The following is a 17,140-nucleotide window of genomic DNA, read 5'->3' as shown; positions in this document are numbered from 1 at the left end:
GCGGTCATGCTCGACTTCACCTCGTCCCTGTACCTGGGGCTGCGCCACGCGGAAGGCAGCGCCCGGAACTGGCCGGCCCTGAGCCTGGGCCGGCCCGCGGCGCTGCAGGCGCCGCCGGGCGCCGAGGCGGTGGCGCGCGAGCTGGCGGCGCTGCAGGGCTGCGAGGCGGCCACGCTGCTGCCGTCGACGCTGCACCTGTTCTGGGACCTGTTCGGCCTGCTGGCAAGACCTGGCACCGTGATCTGCGTGGAGGACGGCACCTACGCCATCGCGCGCTGGGGCATCGAGCGCGCCGCCGCACGCGGTGCGACGGTGCACGGTTTCGCGGCGTCGGATGCGGACGGCCTTGAACGCCTCGCCGCCGGCGCCGCCCGGGCCATCCAGGCCGCCAGGTCCGCGGAGACCGACGGCGCGGGTCCGCGCCTGCTCATCGTCTGCGACGGCTTCCGTCCGGGCCGCGAGCAGCAGTCGCCGATCGCCCGCTACGCCGCGACGGCCGCGCGCCACGGCGGCTGCCTGGTGCTCGACGACACGCAGGCGCTCGGCGTGCTCGGGCCGGCGGGCGGCGGCTCGGTGCGCCTGCACGGCCTCGAGGGCGCGCCGGTGATCGTCGGCGCATCGCTCGCCAAGGGCTTCGGCGTGCCGATGGCGGTGCTCTCCGGCAGCAGCGCGACGCTGCGCTGGTTCGAAACCCGCAGCGAGACGCGCGTCCACACCAGCCCGCCGACGTTGGCGGTGATCGAGGCAGCACGCCACGCGCTGGCGCTGAACGGCCGCTTCGGCGACGCGCTGCGCACGCGGCTGATGCAGCGCGTGGGGGAGTTCCGCGGCCGGCTCGCCGCGCTGCGCTTGCGTTGCATGGGCGGCGATTTCCCGGTGCAGTCGCTCGCGCCGCTGCCCGGCATCGACATGCCGGCGCTGCACGCCGCGCTGCTGCAGCGGCAAGTCCGCACCGTCCTGCACGCCGGAGGCGTGGCGGCGCCGTCGCGTCCGCTGTCTCATCCGGCGTCGCACACGCAGTGGCGTCCGCAGTCGCGTGGGCCGTCGCCATCGCGATCGCAGGCGCAGGCACGGCTGAGTTTCGTGATCACCGCGGCGCACACCGCGGCCTGCATCGAGCGCGCCGTGCAGGCGCTGATGCAGGCCCTGGCGGCGTTGCGGCGGCCCTTCCACCCCTTCCTTGCGGAGGCTCCATGAATCCCACGACATCCTTCGAGTTGCTGTCCACCGGCAACGAATTCGAGACCGCGTCCGAGGAGTTCGAGCGCGGCTACCGGGGCGGCCGCTCCGGCGGCTCGCGCTACGGTGGCTCGCAGCGCCGCTCTCCGTCGTCGCAACGGCGATCGCCACAACGATCCCCGCAGCGTTCACAGCAACGGCCGCCATCGCATGCGTCGCGGCCCTCGCGCTCGTCGCCCTGGGGGCGCTATGGCGGCCCCGCCTGGGATCCCACGCCGTGGCCGGCCTGGGGCGGCCCCGGATCGCGCTACCAGCGCTGCATGCAGCAGTGCCTGGCGTCGCCCTATGCGCCGCCCGATGTGCCGCCGTACGCGCCACCTGAACCCGCCCCTGCTGCTGCCGCCGACCCCGGTCCCGCAGCGGCGCCCGATGCCCCCAGCGAGGAGATGACCATGCATCCGATCCGTTGCAACTGCCCCCGATGCGGGGGCGCCCAGGAGACCTTCGAGTTCGCCGCGGAAGGTGGAGGTGAATTCGAGGGGGCGTACGAAGGCGAAGGCGAGTACGAGGGTCAATACGAAGGGCAATACGAGGGCCAGTACGAAGGCCCTTACGAAGGCCCCCACGAGAGCCAGTTCGAAGGCGAGTACGAAGGCGAGTACGAAGGCGAATACGAAGGCGAATACGAAGGCCAGGGCGAATACGGACGCGGTAGCGGCTCGCCGTTCAGCGAGGCCGAGGAGATCGCCCTCGCCGCCGAGCTGCTGTCGGTGTCCAGCGAGGCCGAACTCGAGCAGTTCCTCGGCAAGCTGTGGAAGGGTGTCAAGAAGGTCGCGGGCACGGTCGGCAAGATCGCCAAGCCCTTCTCGGGCGTGTTGAAGGCGGTGGCCAAGAAGGCGCTGCCCTTCGTCGGCGGCGCGCTCGGGTCGATGATCCCGATCCCGGGGGTCGGCACCGCGCTGGGCACGGCGCTGGGCAGCGCGGTGAGCTCGGCGTTGGAGATGGAGTTCGAAGGCCTGGAGCTGGAGGACCGCGAGTTCGAGATGGCGCGCCGCTTCGTGCGCATCGCCGGCACGGCCGCACAGCAGGCCACCGACGGCACGGCGCCGGCGGAGTTCGAAGCCGCCGTGGCCGCCGCCGCGCAGCAGCACCTGCCGCACTTCAGCGGCCGTGCGCTGCCGGGCCGGCCCGGCACATCGGGCGGTTCGGGCACGCGCAACGGCGGCCGCTGGACGCGTCGCGGCTCGACGCTGGTGCTGCACGGCGTCTGATCAGCCATCCACCGGGAGACGCACATGGACACGCGTGAATTCGAGATCGTCGGCGAATGGGGCCTGGGCGACGTGATCGGCGGCATCGGCAGCCGCATCGGACAGGTCGCGGGCCAGATCGCCGGCACGCTGGCGGGTGCGGCGGGCGCCGCGAGCGCGGCCGGCGCCGGCATCATCGACCTGACCGACAAGGCCGACAAGAGCAACCGCCACGGCATGCGCCCGGCCGCGCAGGTGAAAGCGCTGGTGCTGCACCAGATGGCCTGCTGCCGCAACCGCAAGAACGCGCTGACGGACTACCTGAAGATCGGCTCGCACTTCGCGATCATGGCCGACGGCCGCATCCTGCAGCTGCATCCGGAGCTCGCGATGGTCTGGGCCAGCAACGGCTTCAACCACGGCAGCGTGGCGGTGGAGTTCGCGGGCAACTTTCCCAACACCAAGGGCAAGTGGTGGCAGGGCGACAAGTACGGCCGCGACCAGGTCACGCCGGCGCAGCTGGAAGCCGGCCGCCGGCTGGTGCGCTACCTCGTCGCGAAGATCGGGTTGAAGACGATCCTGGCGCACCGCCAGAGCAGTGCCTCGCGCGAGAACGACCCCGGTCCCGACATCTGGTACCACGTCGGGCAATGGGCCGTCGACACGCTGAAGCTCAGCGACGGCGGGTCGGGCTTCAAGGTCGGCGACGGCAACGCGATCCCCGACCTGTGGCGCACCTGGGGCCGCAGCGCGCCGGTGAAGGAGGCCGAGTTCGGCGGCGTCGGCGCCGGTGAGTTCGGCGCCGGTGAGTTCGGTGAGGGCGAGGGGGAACAGGAAGGCGAACAGCAGGCCGAACAGGAAAGCGCCTTCGGCCCGCTGAACGCGCGGCTGAGCTGGCTGCCGAAGTCCTACTCGCGGGCGCAGATCGTGCGGGCCGGCAGCTCGTTCACGGGCTTCGGCGGCGTGTACATCGCGTTCGAGCCTGCCGCGGCCGGCGTGGCCGACGCGAAGCCGAAGATCCTGAAGGTCGGCATGAGCGACACCTTCGCGCGGCGCATGGGCGATCCGGCGCACATCGCGCTGAACCGCGCCCACCCGAAGCTGCAGTACTACCTGGCCAAGGTGCACGGCCACCGCGGCGCGCACGGCGTGGCCGGCGTGGTGCGCATGGTCGAGCTCGCACTGGCGCGCTTGCTGCGCCGCTCCGACGACCTCACGGATGCGCAGTTGCCCTTCAAGCCGTCGATGACCCGCGGTCCCGTGAAGATCGTCAACGTGCTGCCGCCGCAGCTGCAGACCGCGATGACACGAGCCCTGCGCAAGACACCGATCGATCCGAAACCCTTCGACCCGATGCCGCCGGGTCAGCTGGTGCTGCCGCGCGGCGTGCGTTGGGAGTTCGAGCAGATCGGCCCGGCTTGACGACGAGCATCCCCATGATCATCGACTGCCACTGCCACGCCGGCCCCGGCGACGGCTTCACCGGCCCGTGGGACAGCGGCGCGCCGCTGCGCGACTACGCCCGGCGCGCCGCGCAGGCCGGCATCGGGCGCACGGTGATCTTCGCGGCCTTCCACTCCGACTACGGGCGGGCGAATGCCGAGGTCGCGCGCATCGTGGCCGCGCAGCCGGAGCGCTGGATCGGTTTCGTCTTCGTGCACGCGGCGCGCGATCGCGGCCGCATCGGCGAGCTGGTGCGCATCGGCGTCGAGGACCACGGCTTCGTCGGCATCAAGCTGCACCGCCACGATGCCAACATCTCGCGCGAGGTCTGCGAGGCGGCGCGCGAGCACGCGCTGCCGGTGCTCTACGACGTGGTCGGCGAGGTGGCGCAGGCGGAGCTGCTCGCGCAGGAGTTCCCGGATGTCGATTTCATCGTGCCGCACCTGGGCAGCTTCTCCGACGACTGGCGCGCGCAGCGCGCGCTGATCGATCCGTTGGTCCGCCACGCCAACATCCACGCCGACACCTCCGGCGTGCGCCGCTTCGACCTGCTGGCCGAGGCCGTGCGGCGCGCCGGCGCGCACAAGCTGCTGTTCGGCAGCGACGGCCCGTGGCTGCATCCCGGCGTCGAGCTGGCCAAGGTGCGCGCGCTGGGCCTGTCCGCGTCCGACGAGGCGCTGGTCACCGGCGGCAATCTGCTGCGCCTGACCGCGCGGGCGCGGCGGCGCGCCGCGTTCACACCAGCGCCCGCTGACTGGCGCGCCGGATCTGCAAGGCTCGGTCGGTGACGCCGAGCCGCGTCGCGGCGCGCTGCAGGTTGCCCTCTTCGCACTCCAGCGCCATCTCCACCGCCAGTTCGGTGGCGCGCTGGCTGATGTCCTTCATGCCGATGCCCAGTTGCACCGCCGAGCGGATGGCCGATCGGAAGCTGTTGTCCGGCCACAGCGGCGGCGCGCCGGGCATCGTGTGGTCTTCCGGCGGAATGTCGCCGACCGTGATCGCCCCGCGGCCGCAATGGCGTTGGCAGATGCGCGTGACCAGTTGGCGCAGGTCGCGCACGTTGCCGGGGTAGTCGCGCGCGATCAGGAACTCGCGCACCGCCGGGTCGATGGTGAGCTCGGCCTGCGACGGGAGCAGCTCGCGCATGAAATGCAGCGCCAGCGGCAGCACGTCGTCCTTGCGCTCGCGCAGCGGCAGCGTGCGGCACCGCCAGCCGGCGATGCGGTAGTAGAAGTCCGCGCGGAAGCTGCCCTCGGCGATGCCGCGCTCCAGGTCGCGGTGGGTGGCCGAGACCAGGCGCAGATCGCTGTGCTGCCAGGTGTTGCTGCCCACGCGCTTGTACTGGCGCTCCTGCACCGCGCGCAGCAGCCGGGCCTGCAACTCGCACGGCAGCTCGCCGACCTCATCGAGGAACAGCGTGCCCTTGTGCGCCAGCGCGAAGGCGCCCTCGCGCGATCCCACCGCGCCGGTGAAGGCGCCGCGCTCATGGCCGAAGAACTCGCTGCCGGACAGCTCGGGCGACAAGGTCGTGCAGTCGACGACGACGAACTCGCCCTTGTCGGGACGCGGGTCGAGGTCGTGGATCAGCCGGGCGATCAACTCCTTGCCGGTGCCGCTCTCGCCGGTGATCAGCACCGACGACGAGGTGGAGACCGTCGCCTCGATCACGCTGCGCATCGAGCGCCGCCACGCCGGGCTGGTGCCGACCAGGCAGGACGCGACCGCCGGCGAATCGACCAGGGCGTCGACACGGAGCCACTGCTGCAGCCGCGCGCTGATCTCGTCGGCCGTCGCGGGCAGCTCGGGCCACTGCAGCACATCGCGCGCGCCGGCATGGACGAGGTGCCACTGCACCGCGCTCGACAGCGCCTCGGCGCCGACGCAGATCGCCAGCACCAGGGCGCTGTCGCCATGTCGTCGCAGCAAGGTGAGGACCTCGTCGTCGCACGCGCCGAAGACGACCAGGCCCAGCGCCGCGCCGTCCTCGGGTGCTGAAGCGCTCACGGCGATGCCCGCGCGCGTGAGCAGCGAGACGCAGCGCTCATGCAGACCGGCGTCGCACGACCCGGTAAAGGCGATCCAGGCCGATGGCGCCAATTGCTCCCCCCAAAGGAATGTCTTGTCCGATTCGTAACCGGCGACCTTCCCATTCCCGTCCGAGAGGCCTGAACCGCGATCACGTCCGAGTCAGTCTAGGTTCTGTCGTCGTGCGCGACATCCCTAACCTCGCGATGCAACGAGATGCTTCCTCACCCCGCGCTCAACCGGCCCTCAACCGGCCCTCAACCGGCCATCACCCTGCCCTCACCCGCCCCTTCCCATCGCGCTTCCCCCGCAGCATCTCGTGGTCCGCGCGCTCGATGAGCTCGTGCGCGCCGACGGTGTCGTCCGGCGAGAACACCGCGACCCCCGCGGTGACGCCCACCGCCACCTTCGCCCCGGACGACAACACGATCGGCTCGCCGATCGCGTCGATGACGCGCGCCAGCACCGTGCGCCATTCCCCGTCCTCGATGCAGGTCAGGACCAGGACGAACTCGTCGCCGCCCAGCCGCGCGACCGTGTCCAGCGGGCGGATGCCCGCCGTCAGGCGCGCCGCCACCGTCTGCAGCAACTGGTCGCCCGCGTCGTGCCCCTGCGCGTCGTTGACCGCCTTGAAGCCATCCAGGTCCAGGTAGCAGACCGCCACCTGCTGGCGCTCGCGCCGCGCCAGCGCCAGGGCCTGCTCGATCCGGTCGTACAGCAGCACGCGGTTGGGCAGCTGCGTCAGCGCGTCGTGGAAGGCCGCGTGCGCCAGGTCCTCGTGCGCCGCCTTCATCGCGGTGATGTCGACCGCCATCGCAAAGATCTCCGTGTCCGACAAGGGCACCGCGCCGAAGTCCACCCACACCGCCTCGCCGGTCTTGCTCCGCATCCGGATCTGCGAGCGGTAGTAGCCGTGCTCGGCCAAGGCCGCGTAGACCTGCCGACCCACCTCTTCGAACTGCGCGTCGTCCCAATAGAACACCCGCGCCGACACGCCCTGCAGCTCACCGGGCCCGTAACCGAGCAGCCGCTCCAGCGCGCGGTTGCGCCAGCTGATCGTGCGGCGCGAGATCCTGGCCATGCCGACCAGGTCGCTCTCGAGCATCGCCGCCTGCTCGCGCAACAGCCGCCGCTGCTGCGTGACGTCGCGGCCCGAGGAGAACACCATCAGTTCCCCGCCGATCTCGGTGACGCTCAGCTGCAGTTCCACGTCGATCACCTCGCCGTCGTCGCGCCGGTGCTGCACGTCGACGCGCTGCCGGTCCCCGGCCTTGACCCCGGCAAGCCAGCGCGTGATCGCGGCCTCGTCCTGGTTGGCATCCCAGCTCGAGATGTGCCGCCCCAGCAGCGACGCGCGCGTGGACTTCAGCATTTCCGCGAAGGCGTCGCTGAACTCCACCAGCCGTCCCTGCCGGTTGACGATGTGGATGCCGTCGGCCGAGACGCGCATCAGCGCCTGGATCCGCTTGCCCTGATCGGCCAGCGCCTGCATCGCGCCATCCTGCCGCCGCGTCACGCGATGGACCTGCCACGCCGCCAGCGCCACCAGCAGCCAGGCCAGCACCGCCAGCGAGGCCACCGTCCAGGCCTGCTGGCGCCAGGGCTTGAAGAAGCGCTCGTTGTTCACCCCGGCGTAGACGACGAAGGGCCAGTCGTCCAGCGCGCGGTACGCGCTGGTGCGGTTCTGCCCGTCGATCGTCACCGTCGACACGAAGGTCCCCTGGCGCGGCTGCGCGGCCTGCATCTCGCGCAGCTTGTCGGAGACCTGCGTCTCGCCGATGCCGCCCTGCGCCGGGCTGCCCGGCGCCATGCGCGCGACCAGGCGCAGGTCGTCGCGGCGCAGCGTCATCGCGTCGAGCGGCGCGAGGTCGTAGCGTTCGAAGAGATGCCGGAAATGATCGACGCCCACGGTCACGTACAGGACGCCCGCGAACCGGTTGCGCACCACCAGCGGCCGTCCGAAGCCGATCACCCAGTTGCCGGACACCCGCGAGACCAGCGGCCCGGTGACCTGCGTCAGCGGCTTCGAGAGGTCGCGGGCCTTGATGAAGAAGTCGCGATCGGAGATCCACGCCGGCGCGTCGGCCGGCAGGCGCGTGCCCCAGCGCACCTGCCCGGACGCGTCGGCGGCGCGCAGGGCCTCGATGCCGAAGAGCAGGCCGAAGCGCGCGTGGAGCACCTCGTTCAGCACCGCGTCGGAGGCGCCGCCCGGCGCTTCGAGCAGCCGTTCCATCTCGCCGGCGGTCGCGCGCAGCACCGCGTCGACGCGGCCCATCTCGGCCGCGACGTTGAGTTGCGCCACGGCGGCCAGGCCCTCGGAGACATCGCGCGCCTGCGCCGCATACGCGCGATGGGACGTGACCAGCACATGCGCCACGAGCGCGCCCAGCACCAGCGCGACGGTGAGGTTGGCGCCGATCAGCCAGGCCGTCATGCGGCGCCGGCGGCGCACGGCGCCGTCGACGAGGTGTTGCGGATCGGAAAGCGGCATGCCCTGAATGGTGCCTCAGCCGGACGTCGTCCAACAGCCGCACCGGTCCCCCGGGCCCTGTGTTTTCCCGAGTCCCCACATTCGGGGATGACCGCCTGGCCCTTCCGTCCTAGCCTTCCGGTTTCGACAGAAGAAGCACAGAGGGGGGATGGCCATGGACACGAGCACGACTGGCGCCGGCAGCGACAGCGACAGCGGCAGCGGTGGCGGCGTCGACCTCCGCAAGCGCAACCTCGTGCTGTTCTGCGACGGCACGAACAACACGCTGACCGGTGGGATCGAGGACACCAACGTCCTCAAGCTGTTCGGCTACCTGCGCAGCCGGCGGCCGGCCATCGACTCGCTGCTGTACTACGACCCCGGCGTCGGCTCGCCCGACTCGGCGCCGCCCACCGGGCTCATCGACCTGATCAAGCGCCGCTGGGCGCGCATCGCCGGGCTGGCCTCGGGCCAGGGCGTCTACGACAACATCGGCGAGGGCTACCGCTTCCTGATGCGCCACTTCGACGAGCGCATCGACGACCGCATCTTCTGCTTCGGCTTCTCGCGGGGCGCGTTCACGGCGCGCGCGATCGTCGGCATGGTCAACCTCTTCGGCATCCTGCGCCCCGAGCACGAGGAGCTGATCCCGACGCTGGTCCGGATCTATTTCTCGCAGCCGCCGATCGAGGAGCAGGCCGAGGGCCGCAAGAACTGGCGGCGCTCGCTGGCGCGCTTCGTCCACCGCGGGTTCGCCAGACCGGGCCAGGAAGGCGCGCGCGGCGCCCAGGGCGGCGAGGAGGCGACCGCGGCCACGCGCAACCGGCTCGCGGAGCAGGTCCGGCGCAACTTCGCGCGGCCCGCGGACGTCTTCTGGGTCGGCGTCTGGGACACCGTCGAATCGGTCGGCCTGCCGCCCTTCGGCTCGCGCGACAACCCGGCCACGGCGACCTTCGCGGACAAGCGGCACATGCTCAACGTCCGCCACGCGCTGGCCTTCGACGAGCACCGCTGGCCCTTCCTGCCGCGGGTCTACGACTCGCCGAGCCGCGTCGACGTGCCCGGGGTCGACCGCTTCAATCGCCCGATCGTGCGCACGTTGCGCCAGCTCTGGTTCCCGGGCGTGCATTGCGACGTCGGCGGCAGCTATCCGGCGCAATCGGCGGAGAGCCGCCGCTATCCCCACGGCCGCACCGGCCTGCCCGATGCGTCGATGGTGTGGATGGTCAACGAGGTGGCGGCCGAGCTCGGCGTCCCGCCGCTGTCCAGCCTGCCCGCCGGCAGCGATGCCTTCGGCATGCCGCTGCCGGAGTCCTTCGTGGGCACGCTGCCGCTGCGCCACGACGCGCTCCACGACACGCCGTTCTGGGCGCTCGCCGGCATGACAGTGCGGCGCATGACGACGGAGGTCGTCCGCATCCCCAAGGGCAGGCAGAAGATCCCGGTCGACGTGGCGCCCGAGTCGCCGCCCGCGCCGTTCCACGGCCCCAGCGTCTGGGACGAGCGGCGGTCGCTGCCGTGGCTGCTGTTCGCGGTCCTCGCGGGCGCGGCCTTCCTGCTGCTCTCCGGCTGGAACCTGCAGCAGCTGCCCTTCCTGCAGTCGAGGCTGCCGGCGCCGGGCGGCTGGTGGGAGTGCCTGATGCGCAGCGCCGTGGCGCCGTGGGAGTTCGCTCGCCACCAGGCGGGCTTCCTGGTCCACGTCGTGGTCCACGGCTGGCCCGATCACCTCGACTGGATCCGCCAGAACCGCGCGGGCATCTTCTGGGGCCTCGCGGGGGACCTGCTCTTCCTGCTGGCGGCGGCCTACCTGCTGTCGCGGCTCGCGTCGCGCGTGTTCACGTGGATGGCGGGATGGCGCCACCCGGGCGAGTCGCGGTCACGGCTGCTGCTGGGCATCGGCTGGCTGCCGGCGCTGGCCTTCGGCGCCGACGCGCTGGAAGACCTGTCGACGCTGGCCGCGGTCGCGATCGACACCCTCGGCATGCCCCGCCTCGCCGGCGTGGCGCTGCTGGCGATGAGCGCCTGCTCGCTGGTGAAGCTCCTCGCGTGGGGCCTCGGCATCGCCGTCTTCGGCGTGGGCCGCGTGCTGCTGGCGGTGCTGCCGGTCAAGACGGTCGGCAAGGTGGGACGCAAGACCTGACCCTGCGCGGACCTCGTCCGAGGCAGGCGCCGAGGCCTCAAAGGCCTTCCATCGCCTTCTCGTGCGCCTGGTCCTTCAGCGTGCCGCCCTTGGGCTTGAGCAGGTCGCGGGCGTTGGGGATGCCGGAGCCGGCCGACGCGGGTGCCGGCGGCGCCTTGTAGGCCGGCATGACGGTGATCGTGCCGCCCTTGACCTGCTGCTCGGTGCTGCCGGCCGGGCAGGCATCGTTGGTGTAGAGCACGCTGCCGTTGACCAGGCAGCGGCGCGCGCGGCCGGGGATGGGATTCGTCCGCGGGTCATCCGCCGTGACGGGCGGGCTCTCGGCGAAGGGGTTCTTGGGAATCTCGACCTTGTCTGCCTGGCGCTCGACCTGCCGCGCGGCATCGCGCAGGAACGGGATCTCGTCGCGCTTCTTCCAGCCGACGACACCCAGGATGGCGACAACGATGATGAGCAGCACGGCTCGCATGACTTCTTCTCCCTGATCGGCCGGCCATGTGTTTCGAAATGATGCGGCGCGGCGGGTGCGAATGATAGCGACGGCCTGTCACCTCGGCGCAACCTTGCGCAACGAACATGACACGCATCACGACCTCCATCGCTGTCATGTCCTTCACCTCGACGCCGTCCTTCCGCCGTTCCATCGCTTGCTCCCTCTCCGCGACCCGCGGCCTCGTGCCGCTGCTGGTGGCGACCGCAGCGCTGGCCGCCTGCGGCGGCAGCGACGACGACGCCGGCGAGCCCATCAACGGCAACAACAACATCACCGTCTCCAGCCTGCGCCTGATCGGCCAGCAGGTGCTGCCGCGCCGGATGGACTACGCGGGCACGGTCGTCGGCGGGCTGTCCGGCGTCGACTACGACCCCAAGACCGACACCTACGTGCTGATCAGCGACGACCGCACGACGACGGACTCCGCCGGCGCGCCCCGCCTCTACACCGCCAAGCTGAGCTTCGACGCGAACACCTTCAGCGCGGTGAGCTTCACCGGCGTGGTGACGATGAAGCAGCCGGACGGCAGCGTCTATCCCAAAGTGCCGGACGCGAAGGTCGCGGATCCGGAGTCGGTCCGCGTGGATCCGGTCACCGGCAACTGGGTCTGGCTCAGCGAGGGCGACCGCACGCTGACGAGTACGCCGCCGCGCGTGATCAACCCCTTCATCCGCGAGATCTCGCCGCAGGGCGGCCACGTGCGCGAGTACACCCTGCCGGCGATGTTCCAGATGAGCGCGCAGGAGACCGGCCCGCGCGGCAACCTGGTCTTCGAGGGCCTGAGCTTCTCGCCCGACGCCCAGTCGGCCTGGGTGCTGATGGAAGGCGCGCTGATCCAGGACGGCGCCACACCGACGCCGGCGGCGGGCAGCGCGTCGCGCCTGACGCGCTTCGATCGCGCGAGCGGCGTGGCCAACGCGCAGTACGTCTATCCGATCGAGAAGGTGCAGGCCACGCCGGTGCCGGCCGACCAGTTCACGGTCAACGGTCCGACGGAGATCCTGGCGCTGTCGGCGACGCGTTTCCTGGTGCTGGAGCGCAGCTTCTCGGTCGGCGTGATCGGCAACCAGGTGCGGCTCTACGAGATCGACACCGCCAACGCGACCAACGTGCTGACGGCACCCTCGCTGACCGGCGCGACGCCGGTGAGCAAGAAGCTGGTGCTGGACTTCGAGACGCTGAAGACGCAGCTCGGCGGCATCGCCAACCTCGAAGGCATGACCTTCGGGCCGAAGCTGCCCAACGGCAAGCGCAGCCTGGTCGTCGTCGCCGACGACAACTTCCCGACGGCGGACTCGCTGACGGACCGCAACCAGATGCTGGTCTTCGAAGTCCAGCCTTGAGATCAGGGGCGCGTTACGGCGACCGCCCGTAACGCGCCTTTCGCCTTCAGCCGGAGGGCGGCAGCCTCTATGGTCCGGGTTGAACGCCGCGCATCTCGCGCGGACCGATTCCAACGATTCCAACGAGGCTTCATCGATGCATGGGATTCCACGCGCCACGGCGCGACTGACGGCACAACTGACGGCGCTCGCCGCGTCCGGTCTCGCGCTCTTCTCCGCGCAGGCAACGACTGACCCCGTGCGTGACCCCGTGCGTGACCCCGTGCATGATGCCGCGGCGATCCACGCGGCCGTCGACGCGGCGGTCCGCCCGATGATGGCGAGGAACGACATCCCCGGCATGGCCGTCGGCGTGACGGTCGGCGGACGGTCCTTCGTCTTCAACTACGGCGTCGCGTCGAAGCAGTCCGGCCAGCCGGTCGACGACAGGACGCTGTTCGAGGTCGGCTCCGTCAGCAAGACCTTCAACGCGACGCTGGGCGCGAAGGCGCTGGTGGCAGGCAAGCTCCAGCTGTCGGACCACCCCAGCCGTTTCCTGCCCGCGCTGAAGGGCCATCCGATCGACCGCGCGACGCTGCTGAACCTCGTCACCTACACGGCCGGCGGCCTCACGCTGCAGGTGCCGGACGCGGTGACCGACGAGGCGTCGATGCTGCGCTACCTCCAGCAGTGGAAGCCCGACTTCGCGCCAGGGGAGAAGCGTCGTTATTCGAATCCGAGCATCGGCCTGTTCGGCCGCGCTGCGGCCGCGGCGCTGGGGCGCGATTACGCCGATGCGGTCGAAGCGGACCTGCTGCCCAAGCTCGGCCTGCGCGAGACCTACTTGCGGGTGCCGACGGCGGCCATGGCGAACTACGCCACGGGCTACGACAAGGTCGAGCACCAGGGGGCGACCCAGGACATGGCCGTGCGGGTCTCGCCGGGCGCGTTCGACGCGGAGTCCTACGGCATCAAGACGACGGCGGCGGATCTGGTGCGATTCATGCAGGTCAACATCGATCCCGGCGACCTTGACGCGACGACTCGCCAGGCGGTCGACGCCACGCACGTCGGCCACTTCCAGGTCGAAGGCATGACGCAGGGCCTGGGCTGGGAACAGTACCCGTGGCCGGTGTCGCTGGCGCAGCTCCAGGCGGGCAACACGCTGGGGCGCGTGACCACGGCGGTCAAGGCGCTGGACCACACGCCGGCGGGACCGCGGCTGTTCAACAAGACCGGCTCGACGCGCGGCTTCGGCGCCTACGTCGTATTCGTGCCGACGCAACGCATCGGCGTCGTGCTGCTGGGCAACCGGAGCTGGCCGATCCCGGAGCGCGTGGACGCGGCCTACGCGATCCTCGGCAAGCTCCAGGCGAGCACCACCCGCTGAAGCGACTCGGCTGGGCAGCTTCAGCGTGAGAACTTCAGCGTGATCGCTTCAGCGCAAGCGCTTCGGCAAGATGAGCTCAGCGCGCGGGCGAAGGCGCCGAGGCGCCCTTCCCCGCGGCGCGCACGGTCGCGAGCTCGCGCGTGAGCCAGGTCTTGCTCTCGACCGGCGCCGTGCCGCCACAGCGCACGAGATAGGGCTTGCCGCTCATGCTGCTCCTGGACGCGCCGAGGTCGATGAACTGCTCCGCGGTCTTCACGAGGTTCTTGTCCTCGAGGTAGCTCAGCTTGCGCTCGAGGTGGGTCTTCGCCTCGGCGGCGGAGTGCCAGTCCCCGTTGCGGTTGAACTGGCAGGACGACGCGGTCAGCTTGTCGAGCAACGCGGCGACTTCGGCTTTCGCGGCCGGGGGCAGCGGGTCGGCCTTGACGAAGGCGGGTGCGAAGGTCGCGGTCAACGCAGTGGCGAGCAGCATCGTGATCACAGGGGCGCGCATGGGCAAGGTCGTCGTGGCGTCGGAAAGCGCGATGTTGCCACGGCGCCTGATGAGGCACACTTCGCTGCCATCGCCCGGCCCTCGCGTCCGGCCCGCCGCCATTCGATCTCCGCATGACCCGCCCTGTCTCCCCTCCGCCGGACCGCCCCCCCGCGGTCGGATTCCGGGAAGCCTTCCGCTTCTGGCTGAAGCTGGGATTCATCAGCTTCGGCGGTCCCGCCGGGCAGATCGCGATCATGCATGCCGAGCTTGTCGAACGGCGCCGCTGGATCAGCGAGGGGCGTTTCCTGCATGCCCTCAACTACTGCATGCTGCTGCCCGGTCCGGAGGCCCAGCAACTGGCCACCTACATCGGCTGGCTGATGCACCGGACCTGGGGCGGGCTGGTCGCCGGCGGGCTCTTCGTCCTGCCGTCGCTGCTGATCCTGGTCGCGCTGTCGTGGGTCTATGCCGCTTTCGGCACCCAGCCGGTGATCGCCGGGCTGTTCTACGGCATCAAGCCCGCCGTGACGGCGATCGTGCTGCATGCGGCGCATCGCATCGGCGGGCGCGTGCTCAGGAACGGCTGGCTGTGGGCCATCGCGGTCGCGGCCTTCGTCGCGATCTTCGCCTTCGACACCCCTTTCCCATTGATCGTGCTGACGGCCGGCGTCGTCGGTGCCGTCGGCGCGCGCCTGGCGCCGGCGGCGTTCTCCGGCGCCGGGCCCCATGCGGCCCGGAGCGGCTACGGCCCCGCGCTCATCGACGACGACACGCCCACGCCCCCGCATGCGCGCTTCACGCGACGCCGGCTGCTGGGCGTGCTCGGCGTCGGTCTCGGCCTGTGGGCGGTCGCGATGGGCGCGCTGGTGCTGCTATACGGCGTCGACGGCGTGCTGACGCGGATGGGCGGCTTCTTCACGAAGGCTGCGCTGATGACCTTCGGCGGCGCCTACGCCGTGCTGCCCTACGTGGTCCAGGGCGCCGTCGACCAGCATCACTGGCTCAGCGGGCCTCAGATGATCGACGGGCTGGCGCTCGGTGAGACCACGCCCGGCCCGCTGATCATGGTGGTGGCCTTCGTCGGTTTCATGGGCGGCTGGAACACGCATCCCTTCGGGCCCGAGGCGCCCTTCCTCGCCGGCGCCATCGCGGCCGCCGTGGTCACCTTCTTCACCTTCCTGCCGTCCTTCGTCCTCGTGCTCGCCGGCGGACCGCTGATCGAGTCGACGCACGGCAACCTGCGCCTGAGCGCGCCGCTCACCGCCATCACCGCGGCCGTCGTCGGCGTGATCGTCAATCTCGCCTGCTTCTTCGCCGGGCACGTGTTCTGGCCGGACGGGCTGCATGGCCGCTTCGACCCCGTGTCCGCGCTGATCGCCGCCGCCGCGGCGTTCGCGCTGTTCCGCCTCAAGTGGGGCGTGCTCCCCCTGCTCGGCGCCTGCGCGGCGATCGGGCTGGCGTGGTCGATGGCCATGGGCGCTTGAGGTGTCGCAGGCCCTGCCCCCGCTCCTCGAAGACGCGCTGCGGCGGACGGCCCGACGGTATCGCGCGCCCGCGCTGCCGGCGACCTTGCAGGACGCTCGCGCCGCGGGCGCGGCGACCGCGCTCGCCGTCGCGATCGAATACGCACGGACGGCACTCGCCAGCGGGGAGGCACCCGAAGACGCCGTGCAGACGCTGTTCCTCGACGCGCTCGCCGACCTGATCGGCGAGGCGATGCGTCCGCTCAAGACGCATGGCGACGACATCGCGGAAAGCGGCGGCGACCCCGCCTTCCAGGCCATGGTGTTGCGCCACCGCTCGGCGGTGGTCCGCGAGTACGCCTCGCTCAGCGCGCATGCCGAGCGCGATCGTCGCGCGGTCCGCGCCGCGGTCAACGCCCTCGCCCATCCCGCGAAAACGCAGCGCCGATCGCCGGGACCGGCGCGCGAGGCGCTGCTGGCGCTTCACGCCGCGGGCGAAGCGGGCGACTGGGCGCGTGTGTCCGACGTCATCGCGCCGTTGCGCGACCTGCCCGAGGTTCGCGCCGAACCGCTGCTCCTTCGCGGCCTCGAGCGCCTCGCCGACGACAGTGCGATGAAGCATCTCCGGCGCCTCGACGCGCTGTCCTCCGATGCACTCGTGGCGCGTTATCGCGCGCTGTGGGACCGGCAAGGACCGGTCGCCGGCAGCGAGCAGGCGGCCGCCAGCGGCGCAGGCGCACAGCAGCGCGGTGACGCGGTGGAGGCGCTGGCCACCGAGGCGCTCGACGCGCTCGTCAGCCGCATGAATGCGGAAGGCGGCAGCGGTGTCGGCACGGGCCCCGGCGATGTTGGTACCAGTACCGGTGTTGGTGGCACGCGATACCGGGTCGCGACTTCGCTGCGGGTGCCGCCCTCCTTCCCCGGCGATGCGCAACGCGCGAAGAGCGAATGGGACGTGGCACTGCTGCGGCGCCATGGGACCGCGGAGCTTGGCGGCGAGGACTGGGACCTTTGCCTGCTCATCGAAGCCAAGGCCTCCCCGGATGCCGCGACGACAGACCTGCCCCGTCTGCTGCGCGGCTTGCGCCTGCTGGCGCAGGCCGACATCGGCACGACCTATGGGTTCGCCTCGAACGATGGCGACGTGCGCCTGCGCGGCGCCTCGCTGAGCAAGCTGCCCACCGAGCAGGGCGATCTCGCGCGCGCCGTGCTCTATTGCTGCGACGGTCCGGAGGAGCGCGCGCCGCGGCTGCTCAACGCGGCGAGCCGCATGCAACTGCTCTCCGCGGAGGCCAGCCTGGAGGTCGCCATGCGGCTGGAGGACGGCTCGCCGGTCACCCCTTCCCTGCTGCGCCCGGTCTGGCGACTGCTGCTCGAAGCGCCCGCCTTCACCTCGGTCCTGCACCAGTACGCGACGCTGCGCGTCGTGCGCGAGTTGATGGTCCATCCGCACGACCTGCTGACCGCGGTGACGGCCTGAGAGCGATCGATCG

13 protein-coding genes are annotated in these 17,140 nt (G+C 71.2%); 9 read left to right on the top strand and 4 right to left on the bottom strand.

Annotated features, from left to right (window positions below; translation table 11 throughout):
* Positions 1-6 precede the first annotated feature (6 nt).
* The 4 genes from AC1VNM_RS05360 to AC1VNM_RS05345 are packed head-to-tail and all read left to right on the top strand — an operon-like array spanning position 7 to position 4,660.
* Positions 7-1,197, top strand: coding sequence for an aminotransferase class I/II-fold pyridoxal phosphate-dependent enzyme (locus AC1VNM_RS05360; protein ID WP_483106115.1), 1,191 nt, complete (start codon positions 7-9; stop codon positions 1,195-1,197).
* A complete protein-coding gene (locus AC1VNM_RS05355) occupies positions 1,194-2,450 on the top strand; it encodes a hypothetical protein (RefSeq protein ID WP_483106114.1) in 1,257 nt (418 codons plus the stop codon). The genes AC1VNM_RS05360 and AC1VNM_RS05355 overlap by 4 nt, the downstream gene beginning before the upstream one ends.
* Positions 2,451-2,474: 24 nt before the next feature.
* Positions 2,475-3,851, top strand: coding sequence for a peptidoglycan recognition protein family protein (locus AC1VNM_RS05350; RefSeq protein ID WP_483106113.1), 1,377 nt, complete (start codon positions 2,475-2,477; stop codon positions 3,849-3,851).
* A 14-nt stretch (positions 3,852-3,865) separates the two neighbouring features.
* Positions 3,866-4,660, top strand: coding sequence for an amidohydrolase family protein (locus AC1VNM_RS05345; protein ID WP_377155430.1), 795 nt, complete (start codon positions 3,866-3,868; stop codon positions 4,658-4,660).
* On the opposite strand, the gene AC1VNM_RS05340 is transcribed toward AC1VNM_RS05345, so the two are convergent.
* Positions 4,608-5,969, bottom strand: a complete 1,362-nt coding sequence (locus AC1VNM_RS05340) for a sigma 54-interacting transcriptional regulator (protein WP_483106112.1) — start codon at positions 5,967-5,969, stop codon at positions 4,608-4,610. The genes AC1VNM_RS05345 and AC1VNM_RS05340 overlap by 53 nt on opposite strands.
* A 196-nt stretch (positions 5,970-6,165) precedes the next feature.
* Positions 6,166-8,388 carry a bifunctional diguanylate cyclase/phosphodiesterase gene (locus AC1VNM_RS05335; protein WP_377155432.1) on the bottom strand — a complete coding sequence of 741 codons (2,223 nt, stop codon included), beginning with the start codon at positions 8,386-8,388 and terminating at the stop codon, positions 6,166-6,168.
* A gap of 154 nt (positions 8,389-8,542) precedes the next feature.
* Between AC1VNM_RS05335 and AC1VNM_RS05330 the strand changes: the two genes are divergently transcribed.
* Positions 8,543-10,507 (top strand): T6SS phospholipase effector Tle1-like catalytic domain-containing protein, encoded by a 1,965-nt coding sequence (locus AC1VNM_RS05330; protein ID WP_483106111.1) that lies wholly within the window; start codon positions 8,543-8,545, stop codon positions 10,505-10,507.
* A 37-nt stretch (positions 10,508-10,544) separates the two neighbouring features.
* Here AC1VNM_RS05330 and AC1VNM_RS05325 read toward each other — a convergent pair whose 3' ends face one another.
* Entirely contained in the window at positions 10,545-10,976 is a 432-nt protein-coding gene (locus AC1VNM_RS05325; RefSeq protein WP_483106110.1) for a hypothetical protein, read from the bottom strand.
* Between the two features lie 137 nt (positions 10,977-11,113).
* On the opposite strand from AC1VNM_RS05325, the gene AC1VNM_RS05320 reads away from it, so the two are divergent.
* Positions 11,114-12,343 (top strand): esterase-like activity of phytase family protein, encoded by a 1,230-nt coding sequence (locus tag AC1VNM_RS05320; RefSeq protein ID WP_483106109.1) that lies wholly within the window; start codon positions 11,114-11,116, stop codon positions 12,341-12,343.
* A 136-nt stretch (positions 12,344-12,479) separates the two neighbouring features.
* Positions 12,480-13,712: a class C beta-lactamase gene (gene ampC / locus AC1VNM_RS05315; protein WP_483106108.1), complete on the top strand. Its 1,233-nt coding sequence runs from the start codon at positions 12,480-12,482 to the stop codon at positions 13,710-13,712.
* Between the two features lie 76 nt (positions 13,713-13,788).
* Here the strand turns inward: ampC and AC1VNM_RS05310 are convergent, their stop codons facing one another.
* On the bottom strand, positions 13,789-14,202 hold the full coding sequence (locus AC1VNM_RS05310) for a YfeK family protein (RefSeq protein ID WP_483106107.1): 414 nt from the start codon (positions 14,200-14,202) through the stop codon (positions 13,789-13,791).
* A gap of 113 nt (positions 14,203-14,315) precedes the next feature.
* Here AC1VNM_RS05310 and chrA point away from each other — a divergent pair, with 113 nt between their 5' ends.
* On the top strand, positions 14,316-15,668 hold the full coding sequence (gene chrA / locus AC1VNM_RS05305) for a chromate efflux transporter (RefSeq protein ID WP_483106106.1): 1,353 nt from the start codon (positions 14,316-14,318) through the stop codon (positions 15,666-15,668).
* A 1-nt stretch (position 15,669) separates the two neighbouring features.
* Positions 15,670-17,127: a 3-deoxy-D-arabino-heptulosonate 7-phosphate synthase gene (locus AC1VNM_RS05300; RefSeq protein ID WP_483106105.1), complete on the top strand. Its 1,458-nt coding sequence runs from the start codon at positions 15,670-15,672 to the stop codon at positions 17,125-17,127.
* Positions 17,128-17,140: the final 13 nt, after the last annotated feature.

This window comes from Mitsuaria sp. MSU3D (assembly GCF_056867975.1).
Note: the sequence above shows the minus strand (reverse complement) of the source record. Positions and strands in the feature narration are given on the sequence as shown.